26 protein-coding genes and 1 pseudogene are annotated in these 25,870 nt (G+C 74.3%); 4 read left to right on the top strand and 23 right to left on the bottom strand.

The genetic code is table 11. The annotated features are described in order from the left end of the window. Positions 1-13 precede the first annotated feature (13 nt). The 12 genes from ADK52_RS26115 to ADK52_RS26060 all read right to left on the bottom strand — a co-directional run bounded on the left by ADK52_RS26115 (position 14) and on the right by ADK52_RS26060 (position 11,315). The gene (locus ADK52_RS26115) at positions 14-619 is read right to left on the bottom strand and encodes a response regulator transcription factor (RefSeq protein WP_053692278.1); all 606 of its coding nucleotides are present in this window, start codon (positions 617-619) and stop codon (positions 14-16) included. Further along, the gene (locus ADK52_RS26110; RefSeq protein ID WP_053692277.1) at positions 616-1,914 is read right to left on the bottom strand and encodes a sensor histidine kinase; all 1,299 of its coding nucleotides are present in this window, start codon (positions 1,912-1,914) and stop codon (positions 616-618) included. Before ADK52_RS26110 ends, ADK52_RS26115 begins: the two co-directional genes overlap by 4 nt. A gap of 21 nt (positions 1,915-1,935) precedes the next feature. Further along, positions 1,936-2,658, bottom strand: coding sequence for an ABC transporter permease (locus ADK52_RS26105; protein ID WP_107090176.1), 723 nt, complete (start codon positions 2,656-2,658; stop codon positions 1,936-1,938). Further along, complete coding sequence (locus ADK52_RS26100) at positions 2,658-3,683, bottom strand: ABC transporter ATP-binding protein (protein WP_078988617.1); 1,026 nt, start codon at positions 3,681-3,683, stop codon at positions 2,658-2,660. The genes ADK52_RS26105 and ADK52_RS26100 overlap by 1 nt, the downstream gene beginning before the upstream one ends. Positions 3,684-3,793: 110 nt before the next feature. Further along, entirely contained in the window at positions 3,794-4,714 is a 921-nt protein-coding gene (locus ADK52_RS26095; RefSeq protein WP_053692275.1) for a squalene/phytoene synthase family protein, read from the bottom strand. 46 nt (positions 4,715-4,760) lie between these two features. Continuing rightward, positions 4,761-6,476, bottom strand: a complete 1,716-nt coding sequence (locus ADK52_RS26090; RefSeq protein ID WP_053692274.1) for a serine/threonine-protein kinase — start codon at positions 6,474-6,476, stop codon at positions 4,761-4,763. 27 nt (positions 6,477-6,503) lie between these two features. Then, positions 6,504-8,183 (bottom strand): peptide-N4-asparagine amidase, encoded by a 1,680-nt coding sequence (locus ADK52_RS26085; RefSeq protein WP_324615943.1) that lies wholly within the window; start codon positions 8,181-8,183, stop codon positions 6,504-6,506. Positions 8,184-8,268: 85 nt separating this feature from the next. Beyond that, the gene (gene rraA / locus ADK52_RS26080) at positions 8,269-8,769 is read right to left on the bottom strand and encodes a ribonuclease E activity regulator RraA (protein ID WP_053692272.1); all 501 of its coding nucleotides are present in this window, start codon (positions 8,767-8,769) and stop codon (positions 8,269-8,271) included. Between the two features lie 72 nt (positions 8,770-8,841). Next, positions 8,842-9,108, bottom strand: coding sequence for a GlsB/YeaQ/YmgE family stress response membrane protein (locus ADK52_RS26075; RefSeq protein WP_030872233.1), 267 nt, complete (start codon positions 9,106-9,108; stop codon positions 8,842-8,844). Between the two features lie 79 nt (positions 9,109-9,187). Then, complete coding sequence (locus ADK52_RS26070; RefSeq protein WP_053692271.1) at positions 9,188-9,523, bottom strand: hypothetical protein; 336 nt, start codon at positions 9,521-9,523, stop codon at positions 9,188-9,190. Between the two features lie 5 nt (positions 9,524-9,528). Further along, positions 9,529-10,503, bottom strand: a complete 975-nt coding sequence (locus ADK52_RS26065; protein WP_053692270.1) for a hypothetical protein — start codon at positions 10,501-10,503, stop codon at positions 9,529-9,531. Further along, positions 10,500-11,315 carry a phosphatase PAP2 family protein gene (locus tag ADK52_RS26060; RefSeq protein ID WP_053692269.1) on the bottom strand — a complete coding sequence of 272 codons (816 nt, stop codon included), beginning with the start codon at positions 11,313-11,315 and terminating at the stop codon, positions 10,500-10,502. The genes ADK52_RS26065 and ADK52_RS26060 overlap by 4 nt, the downstream gene beginning before the upstream one ends. Positions 11,316-11,487: 172 nt before the next feature. Here ADK52_RS26060 and ADK52_RS26055 point away from each other — a divergent pair, with 172 nt between their 5' ends. Further along, the gene (locus tag ADK52_RS26055) at positions 11,488-12,132 is read left to right on the top strand and encodes a TetR/AcrR family transcriptional regulator (RefSeq protein WP_053692268.1); all 645 of its coding nucleotides are present in this window, start codon (positions 11,488-11,490) and stop codon (positions 12,130-12,132) included. A 206-nt stretch (positions 12,133-12,338) separates the two neighbouring features. Here ADK52_RS26055 and ADK52_RS26050 read toward each other — a convergent pair whose 3' ends face one another. The 6 genes and pseudogenes from ADK52_RS26050 to ADK52_RS42560 all read right to left on the bottom strand — a co-directional run bounded on the left by ADK52_RS26050 (position 12,339) and on the right by ADK52_RS42560 (position 18,561). Beyond that, positions 12,339-12,893: a TerD family protein gene (locus ADK52_RS26050; protein ID WP_053692267.1), complete on the bottom strand. Its 555-nt coding sequence runs from the start codon at positions 12,891-12,893 to the stop codon at positions 12,339-12,341. 112 nt (positions 12,894-13,005) lie between these two features. Then, the gene (locus ADK52_RS26045; protein ID WP_078988605.1) at positions 13,006-14,232 is read right to left on the bottom strand and encodes a DUF2201 family putative metallopeptidase; all 1,227 of its coding nucleotides are present in this window, start codon (positions 14,230-14,232) and stop codon (positions 13,006-13,008) included. Between the two features lie 19 nt (positions 14,233-14,251). Further along, entirely contained in the window at positions 14,252-15,502 is a 1,251-nt protein-coding gene (locus tag ADK52_RS26040) for an AAA family ATPase (RefSeq protein WP_078988604.1), read from the bottom strand. A 6-nt stretch (positions 15,503-15,508) separates the two neighbouring features. Beyond that, on the bottom strand, positions 15,509-17,281 hold the full coding sequence (locus ADK52_RS26035) for an ankyrin repeat domain-containing protein (protein ID WP_053692266.1): 1,773 nt from the start codon (positions 17,279-17,281) through the stop codon (positions 15,509-15,511). Beyond that, positions 17,278-18,417 carry a gala protein gene (locus ADK52_RS26030; RefSeq protein WP_053692374.1) on the bottom strand — a complete coding sequence of 380 codons (1,140 nt, stop codon included), beginning with the start codon at positions 18,415-18,417 and terminating at the stop codon, positions 17,278-17,280. Before ADK52_RS26030 ends, ADK52_RS26035 begins: the two co-directional genes overlap by 4 nt. A gap of 71 nt (positions 18,418-18,488) precedes the next feature. Further along, positions 18,489-18,561: pseudogene (locus ADK52_RS42560) on the bottom strand. A gap of 430 nt (positions 18,562-18,991) precedes the next feature. On the opposite strand from ADK52_RS42560, the gene ADK52_RS26025 reads away from it, so the two are divergent. Next, positions 18,992-19,807 carry a glutamate ABC transporter substrate-binding protein gene (locus tag ADK52_RS26025; RefSeq protein WP_053692265.1) on the top strand — a complete coding sequence of 272 codons (816 nt, stop codon included), beginning with the start codon at positions 18,992-18,994 and terminating at the stop codon, positions 19,805-19,807. Here ADK52_RS26025 and ADK52_RS26020 read toward each other — a convergent pair. Together ADK52_RS26020 and ADK52_RS26015 are read right to left on the bottom strand one after the other, a co-directional pair. Then, the gene (locus ADK52_RS26020; RefSeq protein ID WP_053692264.1) at positions 19,791-20,735 is read right to left on the bottom strand and encodes an SMP-30/gluconolactonase/LRE family protein; all 945 of its coding nucleotides are present in this window, start codon (positions 20,733-20,735) and stop codon (positions 19,791-19,793) included. The genes ADK52_RS26025 and ADK52_RS26020 overlap by 17 nt on opposite strands. Before the next feature lie 204 nt (positions 20,736-20,939). Continuing rightward, positions 20,940-21,506 carry a DJ-1/PfpI family protein gene (locus ADK52_RS26015; RefSeq protein ID WP_053692263.1) on the bottom strand — a complete coding sequence of 189 codons (567 nt, stop codon included), beginning with the start codon at positions 21,504-21,506 and terminating at the stop codon, positions 20,940-20,942. 263 nt (positions 21,507-21,769) lie between these two features. Here ADK52_RS26015 and ADK52_RS26010 point away from each other — a divergent pair, with 263 nt between their 5' ends. Then, positions 21,770-22,603, top strand: a complete 834-nt coding sequence (locus ADK52_RS26010) for an endonuclease I family protein (RefSeq protein WP_053692262.1) — start codon at positions 21,770-21,772, stop codon at positions 22,601-22,603. Between the two features lie 116 nt (positions 22,604-22,719). Beyond that, on the top strand, positions 22,720-23,031 hold the full coding sequence (locus ADK52_RS26005; protein ID WP_159046034.1) for a DUF3040 domain-containing protein: 312 nt from the start codon (positions 22,720-22,722) through the stop codon (positions 23,029-23,031). Positions 23,032-23,068: 37 nt separating this feature from the next. On the opposite strand, the gene ADK52_RS26000 is transcribed toward ADK52_RS26005, so the two are convergent. The 3 genes from ADK52_RS26000 to ADK52_RS25990 form a co-directional block, all read right to left on the bottom strand. Next, the gene (locus ADK52_RS26000) at positions 23,069-23,500 is read right to left on the bottom strand and encodes a GNAT family N-acetyltransferase (RefSeq protein WP_053692260.1); all 432 of its coding nucleotides are present in this window, start codon (positions 23,498-23,500) and stop codon (positions 23,069-23,071) included. 65 nt (positions 23,501-23,565) lie between these two features. Then, positions 23,566-25,254: a beta-N-acetylhexosaminidase gene (locus tag ADK52_RS25995; protein WP_420714933.1), complete on the bottom strand. Its 1,689-nt coding sequence runs from the start codon at positions 25,252-25,254 to the stop codon at positions 23,566-23,568. 70 nt (positions 25,255-25,324) lie between these two features. After that, positions 25,325-25,786 carry a GlcG/HbpS family heme-binding protein gene (locus ADK52_RS25990; protein ID WP_053692259.1) on the bottom strand — a complete coding sequence of 154 codons (462 nt, stop codon included), beginning with the start codon at positions 25,784-25,786 and terminating at the stop codon, positions 25,325-25,327. Between the last annotated feature and the right edge of the window lie 84 nt (positions 25,787-25,870).

Here is a 25,870-nt window from a genome sequence, read left to right as displayed (position 1 = left end):
CCCGGAGCCGGCGCTAGAGCCAGCCCTGGCGGCGGGCCGCGCGGACGGCCTCCATGCGGTTGCGGGTACCCGTCTTGCCGATGGCCGAGGACAGGTAGTTCCGTACCGTCGACTCCGACAAGTGCACCCTGGCCGCGATGTCGGCCACGGTCGCCCCGTCGACCGCCGCGCCCAGCACGTCGACCTCGCGCGCGGTCAGCGGGTTCGGGCCGGCGCTGAGCGCGGCCGCGGCGAGCGCGGGGTCGATCACGGTCTCCCCGGCGAGCACCCGGCGTATCGCGGCGGCCAGTTCCTCCACCGGACCGTCCTTGACCAGGAAGCCCGCGGCGCCCGCCTCCATCGCCCGGCGCAGGTAGCCGGGGCGCCCGAAGGTGGTCAGGATCAGCACCCGGCAGCCCGGCAGCCGCGTGCGCAGCTCGGCGGCCGCGTCGAGACCGCTGCGGCCCGGGAGTTCGATGTCGAGCAGGGCCACGTCCGGCCGTGCCTCGACCGCGGCCGGCACGATCTCGGTCCCCGTGCCGACCTGCGCCACGACCTCGATGTCCTCCTCCAGCCCGAGCAGCAGGGCCAGCGCACCGCGCATCATGCCCTGGTCCTCCGCGAGCAGGACCTTGATCATCGACTCTCCTCGTTCTCCGGGCTCTCTCCGGTCTCCGGTCCGGCCGGCTCCACCGGGAGTTCGGCCGTGACCCGGAACCCGCGTCCCGGGTCCGGTACCGGGCCGCCGGCCAGGGTGCCGCCCGCCGCGGCGAGCCGTTCCGTCAGGCCGGTCAGTCCGCTGCCCGGCGCCGTCGAGCCTACGCCGTTCCCATTGTCGGTGATCACCAGGCGGACGCGCTCCGCCGTGCTCCGCACCTCGATCTCGCAGGTGGTCGCGCCGCTGTGCCGGATGGCGTTGGTGGCGGCCTCGCGCACCACCCAGCCGAGCAGCGCCGCCGCCTGCGGGGGCAGCGGGGGCCCCGACTGGCGTACGACGGGCTCGATCCCGGCGGCGGTCAGCGCGCCGCGGGCCCGGTCGAGCTCGGTGGCGAGACTGGCCTCGCGGTAGCCGGTGACGGCCTCCCGGATCTCGGTGAGCGCCTGGCGGCCGACCGACTCGATGTCGGCGACCTGGGCGAGCGCCGCGTCCATGTCCCGGGGGGCGATCCGGCGGGCCGCCTCCGACTTCACGACGATCACCGACAGGGTGTGCCCGAGCAGGTCGTGCAGATCGCGGGAGAAGCGCAGCCGCTCCTGGTCCACCGCGGCCCGGGCCAGCTCCTGCCGGGTCTCGCGCAGTTCCTTCACGGTCTCGGACAGGGCGAGGATGGCCGCGGTGACCATGCCGGACACCAGGGTCCCGTACACGATGCCGAGGGTGTCCCAGCCCTCGTCGAGACCCGCGATCGCCCCGGCGAGGCCGGTGACGGCGAACATCACCGGGCCGAGCTTGCGGCCCCGGACCACCGCGCCGGTGGCCAGGCCCCAGAGCGGGAAGAACAGCAGCCAGTTGCCCCCGTACGCGAGGGCGAGGGCGCAGGTGACCGCACCGAGGGCGGCCAGGCACCAGAGGGTGCTGGCGGCCTCGCGGGCCCGCCGGTCGAAGGCGCGGAACACCAGGGTGATGTAGAGGGAGTTGAAGAGCAGCAGGCCGAGGGCGCCGATCCAGGGGTTGGGGGTCTCGCCCTTGATGACGTTGGAGATGGCTCCCATGCCCAGCAGCAGCCACGGCAGCAGCGTGAAGGCGTTCGGCGGGCCCATGGGGCCGCGGCCGTAGTCCGGGGCCCCGCCGCACTCCTTGCGCCTCTTCTCCCGCGCCCGCCATTCGGCTTTGCGGACCGCCCAGTCGGCCTTCCACTCGGCCTTCCGGTCCGCCCTGGCCCTGCGGGCGGCCTTCCGGTCCCGCCCGGTCCCCCGCCTGTCCTGCGTCTTCATTCCCGGTCCCTGCTCCATGCGTTACACCGTCCTCGCGGACCGACGGTACGAGAGCACCGCGTACGAGCCGAACAGCAGGGCCCATACCGCGAGTACGGCGACCGCGGCCAGGCCGGGGGCGGAGCCCGCGGCGAGGGACTGGCCGATCTCGGCGAAGCGGCGCGTCGGGGTGAAGCCGGACAGCGAGCGCAGCCAGTCCGGGAACAGCTCGACCGGGAACCAGAGCCCGCCGACGATGGAGAGCGCGAGGCTGCACCCGACGTTGACCATGCCGGTGGACTGGGCGGTGAGCCGGTACCCGTTGCCGATGCCGAGCAGGGTGAAGGGAAGCGCGCCGAGCCACAGGACGAGCGCGACGGCGGCCCATTCCCAGGCCTCCAGCCGGACCCCGTTGACGAACGCGCCGGCCGCGAGCACGGCGGCCACGGCGGGCAGCACGGTCACCGAGCCGGTCAGCGCCCGGCCGACCACCACCTGGCGGGGGGTCATCGGGGTGACCCGCAGCTGCCGCAGCCAGCCGATGCCCTTGTCCTCGGCGACTCCTGATCCGGTCCCCAGGGCCGAGCCCAGGGCCCCGTACGCGGCCATGGCCACCATGGAGGCCGTCTTCCAGCCGCCGGTGTCGGCGTCGGTGCCGAGGTTGGTGAAGAGGAGGTACATCAGCACCGGCATGCCGATGCCGAAGACCACGAAGGAGGTGTCGCGCAGGGTACGGCGGACTTCCAGGCGGACGTAGGCGGTGATCATCGGGCGCTCCCCGCGGCGGCGGTGTGGGTGGAGTTGGAGGTGTGGGTGGGGTTGTGGGTGGGGTTGTGGGTGGAGGTGCGGATGGGGTTGTGGCTGTCGGTGAGGGCGAGGAAGGCGTCGTCGAGCGAGGGCGCGGTGACCTCGATCCCGCGGACGGCGCCGAGGCCCGCGAGCGCGACGACCGTCGCGTCCGGGTCCTCCGTACGCAGCCGCGCACGGTCTCCCCGTACCTCCACGGAGACCACACCGGGCAGTTCGCCGAGCCCCTCGGTGGGGCGCCCGGCCAGGTCGACGCAGACCAGCGACCCGCCGGCGGCGCGGCGCAGCTGCTCCCCGGTGCCGTCGGCGACGATCCGGCCGGCGTCGACGACCACGATGCGGTCGGCGTGGGCGTCGGCCTCCTCCAGGTAGTGCGTGGAGAACAGGACGGTGTTGCCGCGCCGGGCGAAGCCGCGCATGGAGTCCCAGAAGGCGCGCCGGGCCTCCACGTCGAGGGCGGCGGTCGGCTCGTCGAGCACGATGAGCTCCGGGTTCCCGGCGAGGGCGACGGCGAAGCGGACGCGCTGGGCCTGCCCGCCGGAGAGCCGGTCGATGCGGCGGCCGGCGAGCTCGGTGAGCCCGGCGAGCTCCAGCGCCTCGGCGACGGGCATGGGGGCGGGGTAGGTCCGGGCCACGAAGCCGACGAGCTCGCGCACGGTGATCCGCGGTACGGCGCGCCCCTCCTGGAGCATGGCGCCCACCCGGCCGGCCCGGACCGCCCGGTCGGGGGTCTCGCCGAAGAGCCGTACGCTGCCCGCGTCGGGCTCGTCGAGGCCGAGCAGCAGGCTGATGGCGGTGGACTTGCCCGCGCCGTTGCGGCCGAGCAGGGCGACCGTCTCGCCGCGCCGGACATCGAGGTCGATGCCGGCGACGGCGCGGACGGCGCCGAAGGACTTGGCTGCGTTCCGGAACCGGACCGCGGGCTCCTCGTGCGGCGGCTCCGCCGCCCCGGCCGTCTGCGCCGAACGCGCCGGCTGGATCATCTGCGTCATGCCCACCACGCTACGGAGCGGGGCGGGTCCCCCGGCAGATCCGCATGTACGGACCCCACCAGTACAAATGTCCCGGCCTCTGCCCCGCGGCCGGGCCGCCGCTACCCCGTCGGCCGGAGCCGGGACTTGCCGGCACGGGCGCGCAGCAGGGTGCGGACGGGCGCCGCCAAGCCGTAGCCGACGTCCTTGCGCAGCGCCTGGACGCCGGCCCGTTCCACGGCGGCGAGTTGGTGTCCCATGAGCTCCGTCATCGCGGCGATCACGGGGCGCAGGCCCGGCTCTACGAGGTCGAGGATGCCGTCGGTGGCGTCGAGGGCGCTTCGGGCGCGCCGGGTTTCGGCGGCGAGGAGGGCGCGTACGGCCGGGGTGTCGCGGGCCTGTTCGAGGTCGGCCCGGGTGACGGAGTGCTCGGCGAGGCGGGCGCGCGGCAGGCAGAGCCGGCCGTCCGCGAGGTCTCCGGAGAGGTCGGCGAGGAAGTCCACCCGCTGGGCGGCGTCCACGAACCGCCGCCACCCCGCGGCCTGTTCCCCGTCGGGGCCGCCCTGGTACTGGAGACCGGTGAAGACCAGTACCCCGGGCCAGGCATAGGCGTCGAGGTAGGCCTGGAAGTCCTCCTCGGTGTCGAAGCCGTCGAAGCCGGCCTCGGCGGTGGCCGCGCCCTCCAGGAACCGGGAGACCCAGTGCTCCGGCAGCCCGCGGGTGGCGACGGCGTGGGCGTACGCGCGCAGCAGCGGGTCGGGGCTGTCGCCCGTCAGGAGCGCCGTCTCCGCCTGCCCGGCGAGTGCGGCCAGACCGGCGGAGCGCTCCTGCGGGGTACCGGTCTCGGCCACGTCGTCGACGAGGTTCATGAAGGCCACCCCCGCCGTCAGCCAGGGCACCAGCGGCGGCGCGGCGAGCAGGCGCAGCGTCACGTACGGGGCCGGCTCGCGGCGCAGGACCCGGCGGGCGACGTAGGTGTAGTCGTCGCGCAGCCGGGGGCCGGTGATACCGGCCGCCGTGAGGGTGGTGCGCCAGCTGGGCATGGTGGTGGGACTCCCCGGATCGGACCGCTCGTACGGATACACGATGTCAGGAGCGGTAGACCTTCTTCACCTTGCCCTGGGTGTCCGCGTAGACGTACCCGCCCTGGCCGTACTCGTCGGTGAGGTAGGGCCGCATGGACGGGGTGTCGTCCATGAGCCAGGGTTCGACGATGACGTAGCGGGAGGTCGGGTTGGCCACGCCGAGCTCCTGCTTGGCCTGGTCGAGGAGGCCGGGCAAGGCGTCCCAGTTTACGGCCGCCATGTCGATCAGCGGCTCTTCCGCCTTAATGGTGCTGCCCGGGCCGGTGCGCTTCGCCTCGCCGTCGCGGTACTGGTAGCGGTCGTAGGTCTTGGCTCCGGGGGCGGTGGGGATGGACGCGAGCACGTACTCCTCGTAGACGGTCATCTCCACGAACTGGGTGGTGCCCGTCTTCTGCTTGAAGGCCTCGATCGCGGTCCGCACGTTGGCGGGGGTGAGCAGGCTGCCCTTGGGGGCGGCGACCGGGTTGCCGACCGACTTGGGGAGGCTCTGCTTGGGGCCGGGGGTGGTGGAGGGGCCGGCGCTCGCGGTGGCGCCGCCGCCCTTCGCCTCGCCGCTGCCGCCGCCGGAGTTCCCGTCGGGCATCCACTTCACGAGCCCGATCACGCCGCCGGCCAGGACCAGCGCGAGGAGACCGCCGAGCAGCACCGGGCGCCGCCGCGGGGTGCGCGCGGCCGGGACGGGGGTGGTGACCGAGTACGGGGAGCCGCCCCCGGGGGTGAACGGCGCGGACGGCGCGTAGGGCTGCGGGATCTGCGGCTGCGCGGGCCGGGTCTGGCCGGGGCCGGGGCCGATCCCGGGCCCCGGCTGCGGGCTCGGCGGCCCGTACTGGCCCAGGACCGTCGGCGGCGCGGCCGCCGGGGCACCGCCCCCGAGAGCACTGCTCGCGTCCCGGAGCAGTTGTTCCAGCTGCGCCGCGTCGGGCCGTACGGACAGGTCCCGTACGAGCAGCCGTTCCAGTACGGGCCCCAGCGGGCCGGAGCGCACCGGAGCCGGGATCGGCTCGTCGAGCACGGCGACGACGGTGGCCAGGGTGGTGGCACGGCGCAGCGGATGGGCCCCCTCCGCGGCCACGTAGAGCAGCATGCCGAGCGACCAGAGGTCGGAGGCCGCCAGGCCTTCCTCGCCGCGCGCCCGCTCCGGTGCGATGTACTCCGGCGATCCGATGAGCACGCCGGTGGAGGTGAGGGCGGTCGAGTCGTGCAGGGCCGCGATGCCGAAGTCGGTCAGCACGGCCGAGCCGTCGGGGCGCAGCAGCACGTTGGCCGGCTTCACGTCGCGGTGGAGCACCCCTTCGGCGTGGGCGGCCCGCAGCGCGGCCAGCACGTCGAGGCCGAGCCGCAGCACGTCGGCGACGGGCATCGGCCCCGACTCCAGCCTGTCGTGCAGGGAGCCGCCCTTGACCAGCTCCATCACGATCCACGGATGTCCGTCCGTGCCGGCGGCGGGTTCGACGATGTGGTGGATCGTCACCACGTGCGGGTGCGCCAGCCGGGCGAGCGCGCGGGCCTCGCGGATGGCGCGTTCGCGCATCTGGTCGGTGAGTCCGGGCTGGGCGGCGGCGGTCGCCGGGTCCGGCGGGCGCACCTCTTTCAGGGCGACGTCGCGGTGCAGTGCGATGTCGCGGGCGCGCCACACCGTGCCCATACCGCCGGCGCCCAGCGGCGCGATCAGTTCGAAGCGGCCGTCGACCAGCTGTCTGCCGGCCTCACTCATGTCCATGGCCGGTCATCGTAGGCGCAGCCGCTGTCAGCAGCGTCGGCGGTCCACCGTCACCGTGCCCTGGGCGGTGGACACCGTACGGTCGTAGCAGCCGCGTCCGGCGTCCGTCCCGTACAGCTGGTAGTGCTCGGAGCCGGTGCCGACCGCGTGCCGCTGCTCGCGCGGGACGTTCGCCGTGTAGCTCGCGTCGCCCGTGTACCGGTCGTCGAGCCAGGTGCGGTCCACGGTGCGGTCGCCGCGCAGGGTGGTCGTCTCGGCGCGGTCGCCGAGCGCGATGACGGTCCGCAGCCGGTCCCCGGCGCCGAGGGTGGTCTCGCCGTCCATCGTGTACGTGCGCGCGGTGCGGAGGGTGGCGGAGCCGCGGGTGACGCTCTCCTCGTCGGTCCAGGTCGCGGTCAGGGCGTCCTGGTTCTCGCCCTCCGTCCAGCGGTGCACGGAGGTGTTGTGCACGGCGCGGGTGACGGTGGTGGTGACCCGGCCGTGGGAGGTGTCGAGCCGGCCGGCGACGGTGAGCCGGTGGCCGCCCTCGGTGTCGAGGCGGTGCTGCGCGGCGGGCGTTCCGGGCGCGGCGGGGGTCCAGTGGGTGGAGTTGGCCGGTTCGCCCTCCTCGTGGCGGGTGAGGGAGCCGGTGACGACGGCGCGGCCCTCGTCCTGCCACAGGAGCAGGTTGGTGGGGGTGCTCCAGCCGCTCTGCCCGGCCGGGACGCCGGCGACGGACACCTCGATCCGGTGCGGGCGGCCGTCGTTGAGGAGGGCGGCGTACGGGGTGAGGTCGTAGACGACCGGCTGGACGTCGAAGGCGCGGGGCGCGGGGGTGACGTACCAGAGGAAGGGGTTCGACCAGCCGCCGGTCCACACGGTCGGGAAGGGGGCCGCGATGCCGGCGAGTTGTCCGTCGACGGAGATCCGCACCTCGCGGTACGGGCCGTCGGCGGCCTTGCAGGAGTACGGGGCGGCGTCGGGGGTGGTCATGTACCAGTACTCCTCGCAGCCGCCCCCGGAGCCGGTGGCGTACACCTCGGCGAGGAGCCGCTCGGTGTTGCGCGGGGTGGTGACCGTGGGGGTGGTCAGCGGCAGGACGCGGTCGGGGGTGTCGGGGGCGGCGGCGTGCCGGTCCCGGTCGGCGGCGTAGAACGTCAGGGTGACCTTGACGTCGATGACGCCGGTGTAGGTGTCGTCGACGAAGTTGCCGATCAGCATCTCGACGGGCTGCGGCTTGCTCAGGGTGTCGCGGTAGCGGGTGACGTCCTTCTCGACGGACCAGGTGATGCCGTCGGGCGAGGGCTCGGGGGTGGAGGTGCGCAGGATTTCGACGCCGCCGAGGGAGAGGTGGCCGAGGCGGTCGTACTGGCGGCCCTTGACCTTGCCGTCCATGCGCAGGACGACCTTGGCCCAGTCACCGCCGCACGCGGCCGGGGGTGCGTAGCTCCCGGCGTACGGGGTGTAGTCGCGGAACTGTGCCTCGGCGACGGTCACCTCGCAGGAGCGGGTCGCGGGGCGCGCGACGGGCGGGGCGGCGGTGAGGGGGTCGTGCCAGTCGCTCCCGAACTCCGCGGGCGGCTCGGTCCGCCGCTCGGCGGGGGCGCTGCGGGCACCGCTCTCGCGCGCGGTCGGGTCGGCGGCGGCCGCGGGTCCCGCGGCGCCGGCCAGGGTGCCCGCGGCGAGCGCGAGCGCGCCGAGCAGGCCCATGATCCTGTGTCGTGTCATGGCCCCGCAGTGAATCCCGCCCCACGGGCCCGGCACCAGGGGCCCCGGCCCGCCCCTGGCCGGATTTCGCCCCTCCCCGACCAGGTCAGGCGGTGGGGAGGAGGACCGTGCCGTCGTCGTCCGCGTGGACCGTGTCCCCCGGGCGGAACGTCACGTCGCCGATGGTGACCGGCTCGTCCACCGTTCCCGCGCCCGTCTTGCCGCTCTTGCGGGGGACCGTGCCCAGCGCCTTGATGCCGAGGTCGAGTCCGCCGAGGGCGGCGCTGTCGCGGACCGCGCCGTTGATGATCAGGCCCGCCCAGCCGTTGCGCTGCGCCGCCCCGGCGATGAGGTCTCCGGTGAGGGCCGTGCGCAGGGAGCCGCCGCCGTCCACGACGAGCACCGCGCCCCCGCCCGGGGTGTTGACCAGCTCGCGCAGCAGCGCGTTGTCCTCGTGACAGCTGACGGTCCGCACCGGGCCGGCGAAGAGCCGCCGGCCGCCGAACTGGCGGAACTGCGTGGTGCAGAGGGCGAGGGCCTCGCCGTGCTCGTCGTACAGGTCACTGGTGGGGACGGGAGTGACGGGAGTGACAGGGGTGACGCTCATGGGTCTCGGGGCTCCTCGCAGCTCGTACGTCGCGCCGTGCGGCCCGAGCCTAACCGGTGGCCTCGGGGCGGCTCAGTCCCGGGAGTTGCCGAAGAGGATGCGGTAGCCGATGAGCAGGACCAGCGAGCCCGCGATCGCGGAGCCCCAGGTGGCGGGGTCGTAGAAGTCGTGGCCGATCGGCTTGTCCAGGAACTTCGCGGAGAGCCAGCCGCCGATGAAGGCTCCGGCGATGCCGATGAGCGTGGTGCCGATCAGGCCGCCGGGGTCGCGGCCCGGCAGCAGGACCTTGGCTATGAGGCCGGCCAGCAGCCCCAGGACGATCCAGCTGACGATCCCCATGGTCGTTCACTCCGCTTCGCTCGTGTTCCGTGTGTGCGCGTTCTCACCGGGGAGGACGCGCACACCGGCGAAACGGTTCTCAGCTGCGGCGGGCCCGTACGAGCGCGACGCCGGCGACCATCACGGCGGCCGCCGCGAGGCCACCGCGCGAACGCCGCCCGAGGACCGCCCGGGTCGACCGGTAGGAGAGTACGGAGCGGTGCGACTGTGCGGAGAGCACGGAGCAGACCGATTGCGCCGAGAGCAGGGAGCCCGTGCTCAGCCACGAACCCGCGGAGCCGATCGAGAAGGCGGAACCGACGGAGCCGACCGACAGCACGCTGCCGACGGAACCGACGGAGAGGACCGAACCCACCGACCCGATGGACAGCACCGATTTCCTGGACCAGAGCGAGAGGAACGATCCGTCAGCCATGGGCGTCATGCTGCCACACGGCTGATCGGCGCGGCGGCCGACAGCGCGTCCGGCGCCGCGGCGGAGACAGCTGCGGACGCGGGTGCGGAAGCGGACGCGGACGCGGGTGCAGGGGCGGGTGCGGACGCGGACGCGGGTCCGGGGCCGGACCCCGGCGCCGCGCCCGGCGCCGTCCGCGTCAGCAGCAGCACCCCGCGCGCCGCCGCGAGGGCGCCGGCCACCGCGAGCAGGAGGCCCGCGGCGCCGCCCTGGAGGCGCTCGCCGAGCAGGATCATGCCGATGGCGGCCGCGGCCAGCGGGTTGGCCAGGTTCACCACGGCGAGCGGCGCCCCGAGCCCGCCCCGGTAGGCCCGCTGCGACAGCAGCATCCCGCCGACCGCGAACACCACGACGAGCAGGGCGACTGCGACGACCCGCACGCTGAGCAGGGCCCCGCCGCGGCCGCCCGCGACGGCCACCGTCTGGGTCAGGGCGGAGGCCACGGCGGAGGCCAGCCCGGACGCCGTCGCGTGCCGCAGCCCCGAGCGCACGTCCCGCCGTACGGTCAGCACCGTGATCGCGGCGATGGTGGCCCCGGACACCGCGAGGGCTTCGGCCAGGGTGAGCGTGTCGTCGGGGGCCGGTCCGGAGGCCGGGAGCAGCAGCAGCCCGAGCCCGACGACGGTGGCCAGGGTGCCGCGCCATTCGGTGGCCGCGACCCGGCGGCCGGCGCCGTGCGCCCCGAGCGGGACGGCGGCGACGAGGGTGAGCGCGCCGAGCGGCTGGACCAGGGTGAGCGGCCCGTAGCGCAGGGCGGCCGCGTGCAGCAGCGCGGCGCCGGCGTTCAGCCCGGCCGACCACCACCAGGCCCCGTTGCCGAGCAGGGCTCCGGCGCTGCGGGCCACGGCCGCGCGGGCGAGCCGCTCCTGGGCCACGGCGGCGGCCGCGTACGCCACGGCGGAGGCGAGGCAGAGCAGGACGGCGAGCAGGGTGGCGTTCATCGGCCGGCCCCCACGACCTCGGCCGCCCCGGCGGTGCTCCGCGGGCGCGGCAGGTGCCGTACGACGGCCAGCGACCCGGACCGGACCCGCGGGCGCGGCACGATCAGCAGCGCCCCGCCGAGCAGCACGGTGGCCACGATCGCGTCGAGCCAGTAGTGGTTGGCGGTGCCGACGACCACGAGCAGCGTCACCAGCGGGTGCAGCAGCCACAGGACGCGCCACCGGGACCGGGTGGCGGCGATCATGCCGAGCGCCAGCATCAGCGCCCACCCGAAGTGCAGCGAGGGCATCGCGGCGAACTGGTTGGCCATGGTGTCGGTGGCGGGCGCGGCCCGGTAGACGGAGGGCCCGTAGACCTGTGCGGTGTCCACGAGGTGCGCGGCGCCGAGCATCCGCGGCGGTGCGAGCGGGAAGGACAGGTGCAGCGCGAGGGCGGCGCCGGTCAGGACGGCGAGCACGCGCCGGGCCCACAGGTAGTGGCCGGGCCTGCGCACGTACAGCCAGATCAGGAAGAGCGCGGTCGCCGGGAAGTGCACGGCCGCGTAGTAGGTGTTCGCCGTGTGCACGAGGGCGTCGCCGTGCAGGAGCAGCCGCTGGATCGCGCCCTCGCCCGGCAGGTGCAGGGTGCGCTCGGCGTCCCAGACCCGGCCGGCGTTGCGGAACGCCTCGTCGGTGCGGTCCGTGGAGAGCATCCGGCCGGCCTTGTAGACGGCGAACAGGCCCGCGACGAGCAGCAGCTCGCGTATGAGTCGGCGCCTCGGCCCCGGTACCGGGCCGTCGGCCGGCCCGGCGGGTGTGGTGTGGGAGCTCATTTCCCCCGCTTTCTCTTCTCTGTGCTCGCGCGCCGCCTGTACGCGGACATCGACACGCCAGTGTATCGATACATTCGCGTATCGATACGCGGGTGTACCGATACGCTTGCGTTCCCGTACACTTTCCTCACGGATACATCAGCTGCGGAGCCCCCGAGGAGAGCCGCTCACCATGACGTCGACAGCGCCCGCCGCGCGCCGCTCCAAGATCACCCCGGAACGGGTGCAGGAGTTCTACGACGCCGTCCTGGAGCAGCTGCGCGAGCACGGGTACGAGGCGCTGACCATGGAGGGCGTCGCCGCCCGCGCCTGCTGCGGGAAGTCGACCCTCTACCGGCAGTGGAAGACCAAGCCCCAGCTGGTCGCGGCCGCCCTGCGCGCGAACCGGCAGGGCACCCTGGCCGCGGTGGACACCGGCACACTCGCCGGCGACCTGCGCGAGGCGGCCCGGATCGCGGCCGGCAATTCGGGACGCGACACCCGCCTCACCCAGGCGCTCGGGCACGCCGTGCTCAGCGACGAGGAGCTCCAGGCGGCGCTGCGCGAGGCGCTGGTCGAGCCGGAGCTGGCCGCGTTCGACGCGATGGTGGCGCGGGCCGTGGCGCGCGGCGAGATCGCGGCGGGCCATCCGGCCGTGGAGTTCCTGCCGGCGCAGCTGATGGGCGTCCTGCGCATCCGGCCGGTCCTGGAGGGGCAGTACGCCGACGCCGACTACCTGGTCCGGTTCGTCGACGCGGCCCTGCTGCCCGCCCTGGGCCTGGCGCCCGTCCCGGCCCCTGCCCCCGCCCCGGACCCGGACCGGGCCGAGGCCCCCTGAACCGGTGGGCCGCCGTCCCCGATGACCGGATGGCGACCCGCCCGCGCTGCCTCGTGGGGACGGCGGCAGCGCGCCACCCGGACGGGGCGGTGGCCACTCACTCGAGGGAGTGGCCACCGCCCGGTCTGTGCGGCCCCACGTCACAGGCCCGTGTCACCTCAGGACCGTGTCACCTCAGGACCGTGTCACCTCAGGCCCGTGTCACCTCAGACCCGCGGCGCGCCCATGGTCCGGGCGAACTCCTCCGGATCGGCGTCGAAGCCCCGTACCGCGGCGTCCAGCGACCAGGCCCCCGATCCGTCGCGCGTGAACTCCGCGATCGTGGCCGCCGTGGCCGCCGGGACCCCCGCGAAATCGGTCACCGCGAGGTCGGTGTAGCCCTCCCGGATCCGGACCCCCGTACCGCCTATGGCCGTGAAGGTCTTCGTACGGGCACCCCGCTCCCCGGTGTCCTGGATGACCACGCCGACCACCACCCGTCCCAACGCGGGCGCCATCCGGTCCAGTTCGAGGGTCATCACCTCGTCGAAGCCGAAGCCCTGGCCGGTGTGGCTGTCGCGGTTCAAGGTGATGGTGCCGTCGGGCGAACGGCTGCCGAAGTGCACGAGGTGGACCGGCTCCCCGTGGAGGTCCGCGGCGCCGAACACCGCCGCGATGATGTCCAGGTCATGGGCGGGCGTGCCCGCGGGGCTCGGATCCCACCGCAGTGCGATCTCCACCTTGGCCAGGCCCTTGCGTACTCCGCTCGTCGAAGTGCTCACCGAACTCCCCCTCCGCTTGCCGGGTGTTGCCCGGCCATGCTGTCATGCGGCGGCCCCGCCGGTCCGGACGAGCGTACGTTCCCGGCCAGTTGAGCCGGATGCCGTCCGTCACTCAGGACCCGGGCGGGACGCGTACGGTCTCCACCCAGTCCGGCGGCTGCGGCGCCTCGGCCCCGATCAGCGCGGCGATCAGCCGGCACGACGGGGTCTCGTCCGGCCACGGCGTGTACCCGTCGGTCAGCACGACGACGATGTTCGGCCGCTCCGCCGCCGCCAGCGCGGCGCGGATGCCGACGCGCATGTCGGTGCCGCCGCCCCCGGCCAGGGTCACCTGCTCGGCGCTCGTCACCCGGGCCACGGTGTGCACGTCCGCGTCGCAGGCCAGGACGGCGACCCGGTTGCCCCGGACCCCCACCTCCCGCAGCACGCCGGTGACCTCGCCGAGCGCGGCGGCGAGTTCGTCCTCGCCCATCGACCCCGAGGTGTCGATGACGATCGCGACCCGCGGCAGCGGCCGGCGCAGGCTGGGCAGCACCACGCGGCCACCGAGCGCCGGGGTGCGCCGCGAGGGACGGCGGTACGTGTAGTCCACCGCGCCGCCCGCCCAGGCCGCGGCCTCCCGTACCGCCCCGGACAGCGCGCGGCGCCAGTCGACGGTGGGCTCCAGCAGCTCCTGCGCCCAGCGCTGCCAGCCGGCCGGGAGCCTACCCCGGGCGCGCTGGTGGGCGCGCATGGCCTGGGCGGTCTGCCGGCGCAGCGCCTCCGCCTCGACCGGGCCGATGCGGGCGGGACCCGCCGCCCCGCCGAGCTCCCAGGGCATCGGCGTGCCGTGGGCTCCCGAGCCGCAGTCCGGTGCGTGTGGCGGGGTGGCAGGGATCGCGGGCAGGTACGTCTCGAACATCCCGCCGGTGGCGAGGCCGAACAGCCGGGGTTCCATCCGGCCCTCGGGCAGCGCCAGCCCGTCGGCGAGGAGGTCGTCGTTGATCTCGCAGTCCTGGGCGATGTTGACGCGGTGCCGGTCGCGCTGGTCGGCGGCCGGGAGCCGGTCCGCGCGGGCGTGGTGGTCGCGCAGCAGGTGGGCCACCTCGTGGATCCACACCCCGGCCAGTTCCGCGACCGGCGTGGCGTCGACGAACGCGGGCGAGACGTAGCAGCGCCAGTGCCGGTCCACACCCATCGTCGGGACCCCGGCCGAGGGGACCACGGTGAGCGCGTACAGGGCGGAGGCGAGGTACGGCCGGGCCTCGGCCGCCTTGTACCGGGCGGCCAGCAGCTTGGCCCGGTCCAGGCGGGCGGCGGCGGGGGCCGTGTCCTCGTGTGCGCCCGCCGGGCCGTCCATGGGCACGCTCACCCGCCCGTCAGCCGCCGCCCGGCAGGGCGCCGGAGAGCTGGAGCAGTTCGACGAACGCGTCGATCCCGGCGGGCACCGGCCAGTCCAGGTCGCGCATGGCGGCCAGGTCGGTGGCCGCACGCGCGGCCACGTCGGGCACGCCCGCGTCGACCGCCTTGGCGAGGACCGCCCAGCCGGCCTCCCAGCGGGGGCGGGTGAGCTCGCCCTGGACGGCGGCGACCACGGCGATGAGGAAGGCCAGTTGCCGGTCGCCGCGGTCCGGCAGGGCGAAGGCGTCCGGGTCGGCGAGCACCCGGTCCGGGTCGGGCAGGTCGAGGTGTTCCACGTACGAGAGCAGCTCGATCCCGGCCGCGTCCCCGACGGCCCCGGTGAGCGCGGCGGCCAGGGCCTCCCGGCCGGCGCCGGCCGCGTACCCGGTGGCCAGCAGCCGCAGCGCCATCTCCCAGGTGCGCGGGGAGGGCCAGGCGCGGCCGCGGCCCTCGGCCTCGTTCGGCATGTGGTGGACCAGGCCCGGCCGGGCGGTCAGGAAGCCCGAGATCACGCCGCGGGCCCGGGCCACGGCCCCGGAGGCGCGGGCGGGGTCGACGGCCGGGATGGCCACCTCGGGCCAGGTGCCGGCGAGGCCCCGGGCCACGGTGCGCGGGCTGTGGGTCCAGTCGAGGTGGACGAAGCGGTTGGCCAGCGGCGGGCTGAGGTGCCAGCCGTCCGCCGCGCTGGACGGCGGATTGGCCGCGGCGACGATCCGTACGGACTCGGGCAGGACGAGGCTGCCGATCCGGCGTTCCAGGACCACGCGCAGCAGGGCCGCCTGCACGGCGGGCGGGGCGGAGGACAGCTCGTCGAAGAACAGCAGTCCGTGGCCGGTGCGGGCGAGGCGGACCGCCCAGTCCGGCGGGGCCATGGGCACGCCGGTGGTGGCGGGGTCGTCGCCGACGATGGGCAGCCCGGCGAAGTCGGAGGGCTCGTGGACGCTGGCGATGACGGTCTCCAGCTCGACGCCGAGGGCGGTGGCGAGCTGCTGCATGCCGGCGGATTTGCCGATGCCCGGCTCACCCCACAACAGGACGGGCTGATTGGCCGTCACGGCCAGGGCCAGCGCCTCGAGTTGGGGGTTGGTCGCCGGTTCGGTGCGGGTGGCGCGGAGCCGGGCGCCCAGGGCGTCGGCGGCCGCCAGGGCCCGCGAGGGCTGCGGCCGCGCGCCCCGCTCCGGGCCGGGCTGTGACGGTGGCCGCGGCACGCGCGGCGGCTCGGTGCTCATGCGTCCTCAGTACTCCTCGTCGGACTCTCGCTCGTCCAGGTACTCGTCGAACCACTCGGAGCCGATGCCCGGGAACTCCTCCTCCACCCGGCTGCGCAGGAAGGCGAGATCGGTGCGCTGGTGGCGGCGGATCACCTGGCCCAGCGACAGGTCCGCGTCGTCGACGACGTCGATCCTGCTGCCGGCCGCGAGGAGCGCCCGGACCAGGCCGACGCTGCCCCCTCGCTCGACGGCCACCTGCAGCGGGGTGCACCCCGACGTGTCCTGGGCCTCCACGTCCAGGCCCGCCGCCAGCAGCCGCGGCAGCAGCACCTCGTGGTCGAGCAGGTGCAGGACGTGCAGCAGCGTGTACCCGCGGGCGTCGCGGACCCGGGGGTCCGTGCCCGCGTCGAGCAGCGCGACGACGCCCGGGGTGTCCCCGTGCTGGACGCGCAGGAACAGCTCCTGGCGCTCCGCCCGCAGGGCGCGCGGCAGCCGCCCCTCTCCCGTGGTCCAGATCTGCTGCACGGCGAAGCAGCCCTGGATCGCGCCGCCGAACGCCCGCATGGCGCGCTCACGCCGCTGCTCCTCCGGGCTGTGCGGGAGCAGGTCCAGTACGCCGCCCTGGGAGCGGACCTCGTGCCACTCGCCGCGGCAGCGCACCCGTACGGGCTTCGCCTCGGCGGGGCCGGGCGGACCGGCGGCGGGGCCGGCCCCGGGGAACAGCGCGGCGGCGACCAGCGGGTGCAGCTCGCGCGGGGTGATCCGGCCCGTGCGGACCAGTTCGAGGTCGGGGAGCCGCTTCCAGGCGAACAGCGGCAGCAGGGGCACTCCCCGCCGCTCGTCCTGGCCGGCCGCCCGGACCCGCACCCCGGTGCCGGGACCGGAGCCGACGTGTTCCACCAGCAGGCTGCCGCTCCAGTCGCCCATCCGGAAGCGCTCGCCGGCGCCGGCCGCCACGAGGCGGCGCACCTCCGCTCCCAGCCGCGTCAGGTCGGCCCCGGCCGCGGCCATGAGGGTTTCCGGGGCCGGCACGGTGCCGTACCGCGGGACTTCCGGGGGCTTGGTCAGATCCCGTTCGATCCCCGCGGCCGCGTACGCCCCGGCGAAGTCTTCGCGGGCGTGCAGCAGGGCGACCCACTCGGCGTGCCCGGCCGGGTCGGCGGTGCCGGGATCGCCGGTGGGCAGCTCGTCCGCGGGCAGCGGGGTGCCGTCCGGGCGGAAGAAGGGCAGCCGCTCGCCGCCGCCGCTGAGGCGCTCGCGCAGCGCGGCCGTGTGCCGGGCGTCCCAGAGCGGGCGGGCCGCGGTCCAGTCCTCGGGGCGCAGCGGGTTCGCTCCGCCGAAGGTGCGGTGGCGCGGCGGGGGTTCGACCGGCGCGCAGTGCAGCAGCAGCCGCTGCGGCCCCTCGATCATCGGGCCGGTGGACACGGACAGCACCGGCGCGTCCGCGTCGGCGCCGTAGCGGGCGAGCAGGACGCGCACCTCGGGCTCGACGGTCGTACGGCCGCCCAGGGAGCGGGGCAGGTGCCAGCGCACCAGGTCGGGCGCGAGGTGGCGCAGGTCCTCCCGCACCGCCTGCGCGACGGGGGCTCCGTACCGGGCGGCGAGCGCGGGCAGGTCGAAGGTGACGTCCACGGCGGCGGCCGCGCAGGCGGCCTGCCAGTCACCGGCCAGCCGGTGCGCGGTCGCGCGCTCGATCATCCAGCCGGGTACGGCGTAGCGGCGGATCCGCCGCCAGGCCGGTCCGTCCTCGGCCCGGAAGCCCCCGGGCAGCTCGACGTGCTCGGTGTACCCGCTCATCGGTACACGCTCGTGATCGCGCCGAGGTCGGGGTGGGCGGGCCGGGCGGGCCGCAGCCGGGCGGTGAAGGACCGCTTCACCTTGCGGGGCAGGCCGGGGCCGAGGCCCACGTACTCCAGCGGGGAGTCTTCGGGCACCGCGGCCAGCAGGCACTTCGCACCCCGCCCGGTGAGCCCGGTGTGGCGCAGTTCGAGGCGGCGCAGCGGGCTGCCGGGGAGGGCGGCGGCCAGGGCGTACGCGCCCTCGTCGCCGGTGTCGTTGCCGGCGGAGCCGAGGCTGCGCTCGGACATGGCCCGGCCGAGGTCGAGGGCTTCGATCCCGCCGAGGGCGTCGGCGAGGGCCCGGGCGCCGGCCGGGCCGATGCCGTTGCCGCCGAGGCCGAGGCGGACCGGCAGCGCGGGGTCGGCGGCCGCGGCGGCGGCCAGGACGGCGGTGCCCTCGTCGCCGAGGTGGTTGGCCGGGAGGTACAGCTCGCGCACCCCGGCCTCCCGGATGAGGGCGGCGAGCAGCGGTGCGGCCTCGGCGGTGAGGCCGTTGCCGCCGAGGAAGAGCCGTTCGAGCGGGGTCTCACGGGTGCGCAGGGCGTCGAGGAGGAGGCGTACGCCGCCGATGCCGATGCCGGTGTTGACCAGGTCGAGGGTGCGCAGGGTCCGGTTGCGGCGCAGCAGGGCGGCGAGGGTGCGGGCGCCGTCCTCGAAGAGCGGATTGCGCTTGAGCCACAGGGCCTTGACGCCGGTGTCGTCCGCGAGCACGTCGGCGAGTGCGGCCACGCCGTCGGGGCCGATGCGGTTGCAGCCCAGGTAGAGGGTGTGTAGTCCGTGTCCGTCGGTGAGGGCGCCGGCGAGGGTGCGGGCCCCTTCGTCGCCGATGGAGTTGGTGCCGAGGAGCAGGTGCCGGGCGTGGGCGGAGCGGGCGGCGACGGCGGCCACCCGGGCGGCGCCGGCCGGTCCGAGGCCCTGCTTGCACAGGTCGACGCGGCCGTCCGCGCGCAGGGTTCCGATCGGGAAGGCCTCGTCGGCCCCGACGGCGTCCTCGGCGGCGAGGCGCGCGAGCAGCGGGTCGAGTCCGGCCGGGTCGGCGATCGGCAGGTCGGGGTGCTCGATCGCGGGGCACCGTACGGGTGTCGGCTGTGTCATCACCACTCCACCGGTCCTTCGCCGGTGCCCGGCGTCCACAACGACATGGGGAAAACGCATGAAAGAAGACGCAAGACCGGTCGGATTCGAACCGACGTCCTCCAGCTCGATGCGTGGGCGCGACGACCTCTGCGCTACGGCCTTGCTGCGGGAGATCATACCCATCCGCAGGCCTGATTTCGATCACCAGTTTGAACGGTCGCGGGCCGGTCGCCGCACGCGACCGACCCCGGCGACGGCGGGCGGGTGCCGGATCCGGACAGGCGCAATGTACGGACAAAGTGGATTTACACCCCTTCACCGCATAGCGGAGTGTTTCCCCTCAGCCGTACCGAATCCGCCATGTACCCAGACCCCTTTATCCCGTTCACCACGCATTCGCCGGAGACACGCCGATCGCGCCGGATCGTTACCTCAAGTTTTGCTCAATTGCAGTGACACCGCGCCGGGCGCCTTCCTAGCTTCTGCGTACACGCGTCACGACTCTTCTTGACGCTTCGTACGAATCCGCGGATCCCCCCCGCTGCCGGCGATCCCCGCAGCACATCCCGCGGCCCCGAGGAAAGAGTGCAGCATGAAGGTTCCCAAGGCCGGTGCTTTGGTCGCAGTGGTCGGCCTCGCCCTGACCGCCTCCGGGTGTGGCGGTGACAGCGGCCCCCAGGGGAACCTCGCGATCGGCATCAAATTCGACCAGCCGGGTGTCGGGCTGCGCGAGCAGGGCGGGACCTTCTCCGGTTTCGACGTGGACGTCTCGACGTACATCGCCAAGGAACTGGGCTACAAGCCGGAGCAGATCGAGTTCAAGAAGGTCGACAGCTCCGACCGCGAGCTGCTGCTCCAGTACAACGAGGTCAAGTTCGTCGCGGCCAGCTACTCGATCAACGACAAGCGCAAGGAGAAGGTCGACTTCGCCGGCCCGTACTTCCTCGCGCACCAGGACCTGCTGGTCCGCGCCGACGACACCACCATCACCAAGGCCGAGGACCTCAACAACAAGAAGCTCTGCTCGGTCACCGGCTCCACGTCGGCGCAGAACGTCAAGGAGAAGCTCGCCCCCAAGGCGAGCGTCCTGGAGCTCGACGGGTACTCGGAGTGCGTCGTCGCGCTCCAGGACGGCCTGGTCGACGCCCTCACCACCGACAACTCCATCCTGGCCGGGTACGCCGCCCAGAAGGCCAATACCGGCAAGTTCAAGCTGGTCGGGCTGAGCCTGAGCAACGAGAACTACGGCATCGGCGTCAAGAAGGGCAACAAGGACCTCCAGGGCAAGATCAACGCCGCCCTGAAGAAGATGGTCCAGGACGGTTCCTGGGAGGCCGCGGTGAAGAAGAACTTCGGGCCGGCCAACTACAGGAACGAGCCGGCCCCGCAGATCACGACGGGCAGCTGACGATCGTCGACGCGGTGGCGGGATCCGACCAGTCGGAGTCGAAGGCCGCGTTGACCACGTAGAGGCGGCCGCCGTGGACCGCCGCCGTGGTGGGTTCGTCGAAGCGCGGGTCGGTGATCCGCCGCACGAAGGCGGCCCGGCGGGCGTCCGCGGCGATCGCGAACACGTCGACGGCCTGGTCCCGGTTGCGGACCACGTACAGCGTGCGGCCGTGGACGACGAGCCCGTCGCCGTTGGCCACCGATCCGCCGTCGAGCGCGACCTCGGTCGCGGCGCCGGTGCGCGGGTCGACGCGGAACAGCGCCCGCACGTTGTCGTTGACCACCAGCAGCGCCCGGCCGTCCGGGGTCCGCTCGATGCCGTTGGCGCCCCAGACCTGGCCGCCGGGCGGGGTCGGCGCCCACTCCCCGGAGAGCGCCACGGCGTGCGGGGCCCGGCCGGCGGGCAGGAAGTACAGCACGTCGTTGAAGGAGTCGGTGAACCAGGCTCCGCCGCAGCCGACGACGACGTCGTTGACGAAGGCCGTCCCGGTGGCCGCCTGGTGGGTGGCCAGCACCCGGCCGTCACCGGCGTGCACGACGCGGATCCGGCCGCTCGCACCGCCCGCGACGAGCAGTCCGCCGTGCCCGTCGAGCTTGAGCCCGACGGAGGCCTGGCCCGGTCCCAGCGCGGGGGTGATGATCCGCCCGGCCCCGGTGGCGAGGTCCGCGCGGTAGACGGACCCGTCGAGCAGGGAGCCCGTGTAGGCCAGGCCGCCGGGTGAGACGGCGATGCCCTCGGGCTGGAATCCGGGCGGGGTGTGCAGGGTGTCCGGCCGGGACGCGGCGGGCCTGGCCCGGGCGAGCGGTGCGAGCGGCCCCACGAGCGCGGCGCCGCCGAGGGCCGCGGCCGCGCCGAGGAAACTACGCCGACCCAAGGGTCCGGTCACGGTGGTGTCCTTTCAACTGCCGTACGAACAGCGGTGGTTGAACAGCATCGGTTGACCCCGCCACCTCAGCACACCGCAGCCGCCCCGTCAGTCCCGGATCCGGACACTTCACAAGGGAATGGGGAGCCTCCCCTTCACCGCCACCCGTACGCGGCCGGGCCGAGGCCGCCGGGCGCCGGGCGCCGGGCGTCCCCACCGCGTACGTCAGGCCAGCGGGGCCTTGGCGCGCAGCACCTTCAGGAACTCCCGCATCCAGGCGGAGTGGTCGGGCCAGGCGCGCGCCGAGACCAGGGTGCCGTCGACCACGGCCTCGGAGTCCTCGTACGTGGCCCCGGCAGCCTTCATGTCGAGTTCCAGCGCCGGGTACGAGGTCACCCGGCGGCCGTCCAGCCCGCCGCTCGCGGCCGTGATCAGCGGGCCGTGGCAGATCTGGGCGACCGGCTTGTCGGAGCCGGTGAAGGCGGCCAGGATGCGTCGCACCTCTGGATCGTTGCGCAGGTACTCGGGCGCCCGGCCGCCCGGGACGACCACGGCCGCGTACTCCTCCGTCACCACGTCCGCGAACGCCACATCGGCGGGCCAGGTGTAGCCGGGCTTCTCGGTGTAGGTGTCGAAGCCCTCCTCGAAGTCGTGCACCACGAACCGCAGCTTCTTGACCGCCGGCGCCGCGATGTGCACCTCGTACCCCTCCTCGCGCAGGCGCTGGTACGGGTAGAGGACCTCCAGCGACTCCGCCGCGTCGCCGGTCACGATGAGGATCTTCACTGCCATGGGCTGCTCCCGGTAGGGGTGTTCACGGTGTGCACCGTCCACGCGGCCCCGGCCGGGGCCACCGCCACCGTGCCCGCGGCGGAGCGATCTGCCAAGGGGGCCTCGCCCGTTCGGCCCAGTGGCCCCCGGGGGCAGAATCCGGCCTTCCGACACATGGATTTTACCTGTAGGGCACATGACAATGTGAGCCTCTGCTCTGCCACCTGACGCCCCGCCAACTGCCTCGGCGGGGGCGGTGCCTGCGAAGAGGTATCCCCCACATCATGAAAATCTCCCCACGCGCCCCCTGGGTCGCCGGCCTCGCCGTCGCGGCCCTGGCCCTCATTCCGGCCACCGCGTCGGCCGGCTCCCAGCGCACGGCGGCTCCCCACGCCGACGCTGCCGCCGCCACCACGGCCACCACCGCCGCTTCCGTGGACGCGTACTACGCGGCCGCCGAGGGCAAGACCGGAGCCGCGCTGAAGACCGCGCTCCACAACATCATCAAGACCCAGTCCAAGGTGACCTACGACGGCGTGTGGAACGCGCTGAAGGTGACCGACCAGGACCCGGCGAACCCGAACAACGTCATCCTCGTCTACTCCGGCCGCTCCCAGTCCAAGTCCACCAACGGCGGCGGCGTCAACGACTGGAACCGCGAGCACGTCTGGGCCAAGAGCCACGGCGACTTCGGCACGGCCACCGGCCCGGGCACGGACCTGCACCACCTGCGCCCCGAGGACGTCACGGTCAACAGCACCCGCGGCAACAAGGACTTCGACATGGGCGGCAGCCCGGTCGCCGAGGCCCCCGGCAGCTTCACCGACTCCGACTCCTTCGAGCCGCGCGACGCCGTCAAGGGCGATGTCGCGCGCATGCTGCTCTACATGGCCGTGCGCTACGACGGCGGCGACGGCTTCGCGGACCTGGAAGTCAACGACAAGGTCAACAACGGCACCGCCCCCGCCATCGGCCGGATCAGCGTGCTCAAGCAGTGGAACCAGCAGGACCCGCCGGACGCCTTCGAGCAGCGCCGCAACCAGGTCATATTCGACACGTTCCAGCACAACCGGAACCCGTTCATCGACCACCCGGAGTGGGTCAACTCCATCTGGTGACCCTCCCCCGGAAGCCAGGGGACGGCCCGCGAGGGTTGGGCCGCCCCTGGTCGGGTATTCGCAGGCCAGAGGCTGTGGTGCGCGCCGCCCGGCGACGCCGGCCGATGGAGGTCGTCATGGACGGAGCCGGACTGTCCGACCACGAGCGGCGCGCCCTCTCGGCGATCGAGGCCGATCTCGAAGCGGACCGCTCTCTCCAGCGGATCCTGCGCGCCGCGCGGAGCCGGCCGCGCAACCGCACCGTGGCCGCCTGTCTGCTCGGCGCGGTGACCCTGGCCCTGCTGGTCGCGGCCGCGGTCACCGTGTCGCTCCCGCTCATCTGGGGCTTCGCCGCGGCCTGGACCCTGACCGTGGTCCTGGCCCTGCCGCTGGTCGGCCAGTGGATCCGGCGCCGCTGGCAGCGCCGGGAGCACGCCGAGCGACCGTAGCTCCCGCCATCTCCCGCAGCTCCCGGCGGCCGCTCCCCTACTGCTCGCCGAGCACCATCCACTTCTCCTGGTCCGCGAGGGGCTCGAAGCCGACCTCGGCGTAGACCGTGTGCGCGTCGGCCGTCGCGAGCATCACCCGGCGCAGCCCGTACGGGGCCAGGTGGTCGCGGATCGCGGCGACGAGGCTCGTCCCCAGCCGTTTCCCGCGTGCGGCGCGGTCGATGTAGACGTCGCACAGCCAGGCGAAGGTGGCCCGGTCGGTCACGACGCGGGCGTAGCCGAGCTGGGCGCCCGAGGCCGTGTCGTAGACGCCGAAGTTCAGGGACTCCGCCATGGCCCGGTCCTGCTTCTCCCGGCTCCGGCCGAGGGCCCAGTACGCGTCCTGCGACAGCCAGCGGTGGATCAGCTCGGCGTCGAGTCGGGCGGGGTCGGTGGACAACTCACAGCCGTCCGGCAGCTCACTGTTCATCCCGGCATCCAAGCAATGCGGGCGGCGCCCTGGCCAGCGAATATCCGGGGCCGGCCGGACACGGGTCAGCCCGGCGGCTGGAGCCGGTCGGCGAGTGCCTTGAACTCGGTCCACGCGGGCGTCGGCGGGCGGGCGTCCCAGACTTTCTGGGACAGCGCCGCGAGCGGCAGCCGGATCCCCTCGGCGACCTGGGCCTGGGTCTGGGCACCGGCCAGGTCGGACCAGACGGCGAGCCGGGCGCCGAGTATCTGCGCCGCGTACTGGGCGGGCACCGGGGTCGTGCCGCGCAGGACGAGCGGGGTCCACTGCTCGTAGATCCGCTTGCCGGTGGGATAGGTGAACTGGTTCGGCTGGCCGAGCACGTAGTAGAGGTACTCGTCGTTCAGGTTGACCACCTTGCGGCCCTCCCGCAGGTACTCCAGCGGCGGCCGGGCCCCGTTCTCCTTGCCCGTCCAGTACTCGACCTGGATGTCCTTGGCCGCCTGGACCACGCCTCCGGCGAAGAAGCCGTCGTTCCACGCCTTGGGCACCTTGCCCGCCGGACGCACCACGTCCGCGCGGTCGTTGAGCCAGCCCTCGGCCAGGTCCTGGATGCGCGCCTGGGCTCCGTACTTCTGCCGGGCCGCCGTCGCGAGCTGCGGGAAGGAGGCCTGCGGGTCGCGGTAGACCAGCGCCTGGTACTCGTCGGCGCCCAGGTGCCAGAGTCCGCCGGGGAACAACGGCAGGTATTCGCGGAGCAGTTCGTCGATCAGCTTGGCCGCGGCCGGGTCGGAGATGTCGACGGCGCCCTTGACGGCCCTTCCCTGTACGTCGCGCAGCTGGAGGGCGGGGTGGGCGCGCAGCACCGCGCCGAGGTGGCCGGGCGAGTCGAGCTCGGGGACGACCGTGATGTGCAGGCGGGCGGCGAGGGCGGTGATCTGCCGGACCTGGGCCTTGGTGAGGTGGGGCGTGGAGACGATCTCGGGGTGGGTGTCGGACTGGATCCGGAACGCCTGGTCGTCGGAGAAGTGCAGGCCGAGCTGGTTGAGTTTGAGGTCGGCCATGCGGCGCAGCTCGTCCTCGATCCAGCCGACGGTGAAGTTCTTGCGGGCTATGTCGAGGTTGAGGCCGCGCTGGGGCTTGGCCGGGGCGTCGCGCACGGTGCCCTCGGGGGCCGAACCGGCGGACTTGACCGCTTGTTTGAGGGTGCGCGTGCCGTAAAAGACCCCGGCCTCGTCCGGGCCGGTGACCCGGACGCGGCCGCCCTGGACGGTGAGCGTGTAGGACTCGGGCGGTCCGGAGTTCTTGGCGCCGAGGGCCAGTTCCACGTCGCCGGGGCGCGGGTCGGCGGTCTCGGCGAAGCCCATGTGGAGCTCCCCGGCGAGCAGCTTGCCCTCGTCGGTGAGGGCGGCCGCGTTCCCCGGTGGTACGACGACCCGCGCGGCGGCGGCCGGCTTCCAGCCGGGGCCGCGGGCCGGGATGTGCTCCCGTACGGCCGGAATGGTGCGCGGGGCCGTGGACAGCGCGTACGACGGGGTGGGCGAGGGGGCCGGGTCCGTCGGCGCGGAGACGGCGGTGGCGGGGGCGGCGGAGCCGCTGGTGCTGCCGTCCCCGAGGCTGCGGCCCTCGTCGGAGGAGGCCGTACACCCCGGCACGGCGAGGGAGGCGAGGGCGGCGACGACCGCCGTCGCGATGACGTGGCTCCGCCTGACCTGCCTGACCTGCCTGACCTGCCTGACCTGCTTCGACCGGACCTGCCTGGACTCTCGCATCATGCACCCCTGTCCCCGTACCAACGTGGCACGGGGGACCGGGGCGCGCGACCCGGAGGCCGGGCCGGAAACGTCAGACCAGCGCGTCGAGGGCGGCCGCAGCGAATCCGTGGTCCTGGTCGGGGGCGCCGCCGCCCACGCCGATGGCGCCGATGAGGCGGCCGTCGCGGTGGACCGGCAGCCCGCCCGCGATGAACAGCAGCGGCCGGTCGAGGGCGGTGGGCAGGGTGTGGAAGGGCCCGCCGGGCCGGACGGCGTCGACGAGGTCGGCGGTCGGGGCGTCGAGCTGGAGGGCGGTGAAGGCCTTGCGGGTGCTGGTCTCGCCGGAGATCAGCACGGCCCGGTCGTCCCGGCGGAAGGCGAGCAGGTGCCCGCCGGCGTCGAGGACGGTGACGCTGACCGTGACCCCCGCCCGTTCGGCGGCGGCGCGGGCCGCGGAGAGGAGGAGCTCGGCGTCCTCGGTGGTCAGCGGGGCGACGGCGGTACGGGCGGGGGTGGTGGTGGGGGTGGCGGCGGGGGTGGTGGGGCCGGACATGCGGGTTCTCCTGAATCGTGGGGGGGGGGATGCCGTACGAGGGGGGGGGTAGGGGGGGTTGTGGATCAGTGGCGGGAGGGAACG

Origin of the sequence: Streptomyces sp. WM6372 (assembly GCF_001279655.1) — a bacterium.
Taxonomy (GTDB): domain Bacteria; phylum Actinomycetota; class Actinomycetes; order Streptomycetales; family Streptomycetaceae; genus Streptomyces.
The sequence above is the reverse complement of the archived record's forward strand: the minus strand, read 5'-3'. Positions and strand labels throughout refer to the sequence as shown.

Bases quoted from the DNA above. Each gene is read 5' to 3' on its own strand.
- ADK52_RS26100 (WP_078988617.1), bottom strand. From the start codon at position 3,683: ATGATCCAGCCGGCGCGTTCGGCGCAGACGGCCGGGGCGGCGGAGCCG.
- ADK52_RS26055 (WP_053692268.1), top strand. From the start codon at position 11,488: ATGACGTCGACAGCGCCCGCCGCGCGCCGCTCCAAGATCACCCCGGAA.
- ADK52_RS26010 (WP_053692262.1), top strand. From the start codon at position 21,770: ATGAAAATCTCCCCACGCGCCCCCTGGGTCGCCGGCCTCGCCGTCGCG.
- ADK52_RS26075 (WP_030872233.1), bottom strand. From the start codon at position 9,108: ATGGGGATCGTCAGCTGGATCGTCCTGGGGCTGCTGGCCGGCCTCATA.
- ADK52_RS26070 (WP_053692271.1), bottom strand. From the start codon at position 9,523: ATGGCTGACGGATCGTTCCTCTCGCTCTGGTCCAGGAAATCGGTGCTG.
- ADK52_RS25995 (WP_420714933.1), bottom strand. From the start codon at position 25,254: ATGATGCGAGAGTCCAGGCAGGTCCGGTCGAAGCAGGTCAGGCAGGTC.
- rraA (WP_053692272.1), bottom strand. From the start codon at position 8,769: ATGAGCGTCACCCCTGTCACTCCCGTCACTCCCGTCCCCACCAGTGAC.
- ADK52_RS26005 (WP_159046034.1), top strand. From the start codon at position 22,720: ATGGACGGAGCCGGACTGTCCGACCACGAGCGGCGCGCCCTCTCGGCG.
- ADK52_RS26045 (WP_078988605.1), bottom strand. From the start codon at position 14,232: ATGGACGGCCCGGCGGGCGCACACGAGGACACGGCCCCCGCCGCCGCC.
- ADK52_RS25990 (WP_053692259.1), bottom strand. From the start codon at position 25,786: ATGTCCGGCCCCACCACCCCCGCCGCCACCCCCACCACCACCCCCGCC.
- ADK52_RS26085 (WP_324615943.1), bottom strand. From the start codon at position 8,183: ATGACACGACACAGGATCATGGGCCTGCTCGGCGCGCTCGCGCTCGCC.
- ADK52_RS26000 (WP_053692260.1), bottom strand. From the start codon at position 23,500: ATGAACAGTGAGCTGCCGGACGGCTGTGAGTTGTCCACCGACCCCGCC.
- ADK52_RS26095 (WP_053692275.1), bottom strand. From the start codon at position 4,714: ATGCCCAGCTGGCGCACCACCCTCACGGCGGCCGGTATCACCGGCCCC.
- ADK52_RS26065 (WP_053692270.1), bottom strand. From the start codon at position 10,503: ATGAACGCCACCCTGCTCGCCGTCCTGCTCTGCCTCGCCTCCGCCGTG.
- ADK52_RS26090 (WP_053692274.1), bottom strand. From the start codon at position 6,476: ATGGACATGAGTGAGGCCGGCAGACAGCTGGTCGACGGCCGCTTCGAA.
- ADK52_RS26025 (WP_053692265.1), top strand. From the start codon at position 18,992: ATGAAGGTTCCCAAGGCCGGTGCTTTGGTCGCAGTGGTCGGCCTCGCC.
- ADK52_RS26110 (WP_053692277.1), bottom strand. From the start codon at position 1,914: ATGAAGACGCAGGACAGGCGGGGGACCGGGCGGGACCGGAAGGCCGCC.
- ADK52_RS26040 (WP_078988604.1), bottom strand. From the start codon at position 15,502: ATGAGCACCGAGCCGCCGCGCGTGCCGCGGCCACCGTCACAGCCCGGC.
- ADK52_RS26015 (WP_053692263.1), bottom strand. From the start codon at position 21,506: ATGGCAGTGAAGATCCTCATCGTGACCGGCGACGCGGCGGAGTCGCTG.
- ADK52_RS26035 (WP_053692266.1), bottom strand. From the start codon at position 17,281: ATGAGCGGGTACACCGAGCACGTCGAGCTGCCCGGGGGCTTCCGGGCC.
- ADK52_RS26115 (WP_053692278.1), bottom strand. From the start codon at position 619: ATGATCAAGGTCCTGCTCGCGGAGGACCAGGGCATGATGCGCGGTGCG.
- ADK52_RS26030 (WP_053692374.1), bottom strand. From the start codon at position 18,417: ATGACACAGCCGACACCCGTACGGTGCCCCGCGATCGAGCACCCCGAC.
- ADK52_RS26060 (WP_053692269.1), bottom strand. From the start codon at position 11,315: ATGAGCTCCCACACCACACCCGCCGGGCCGGCCGACGGCCCGGTACCG.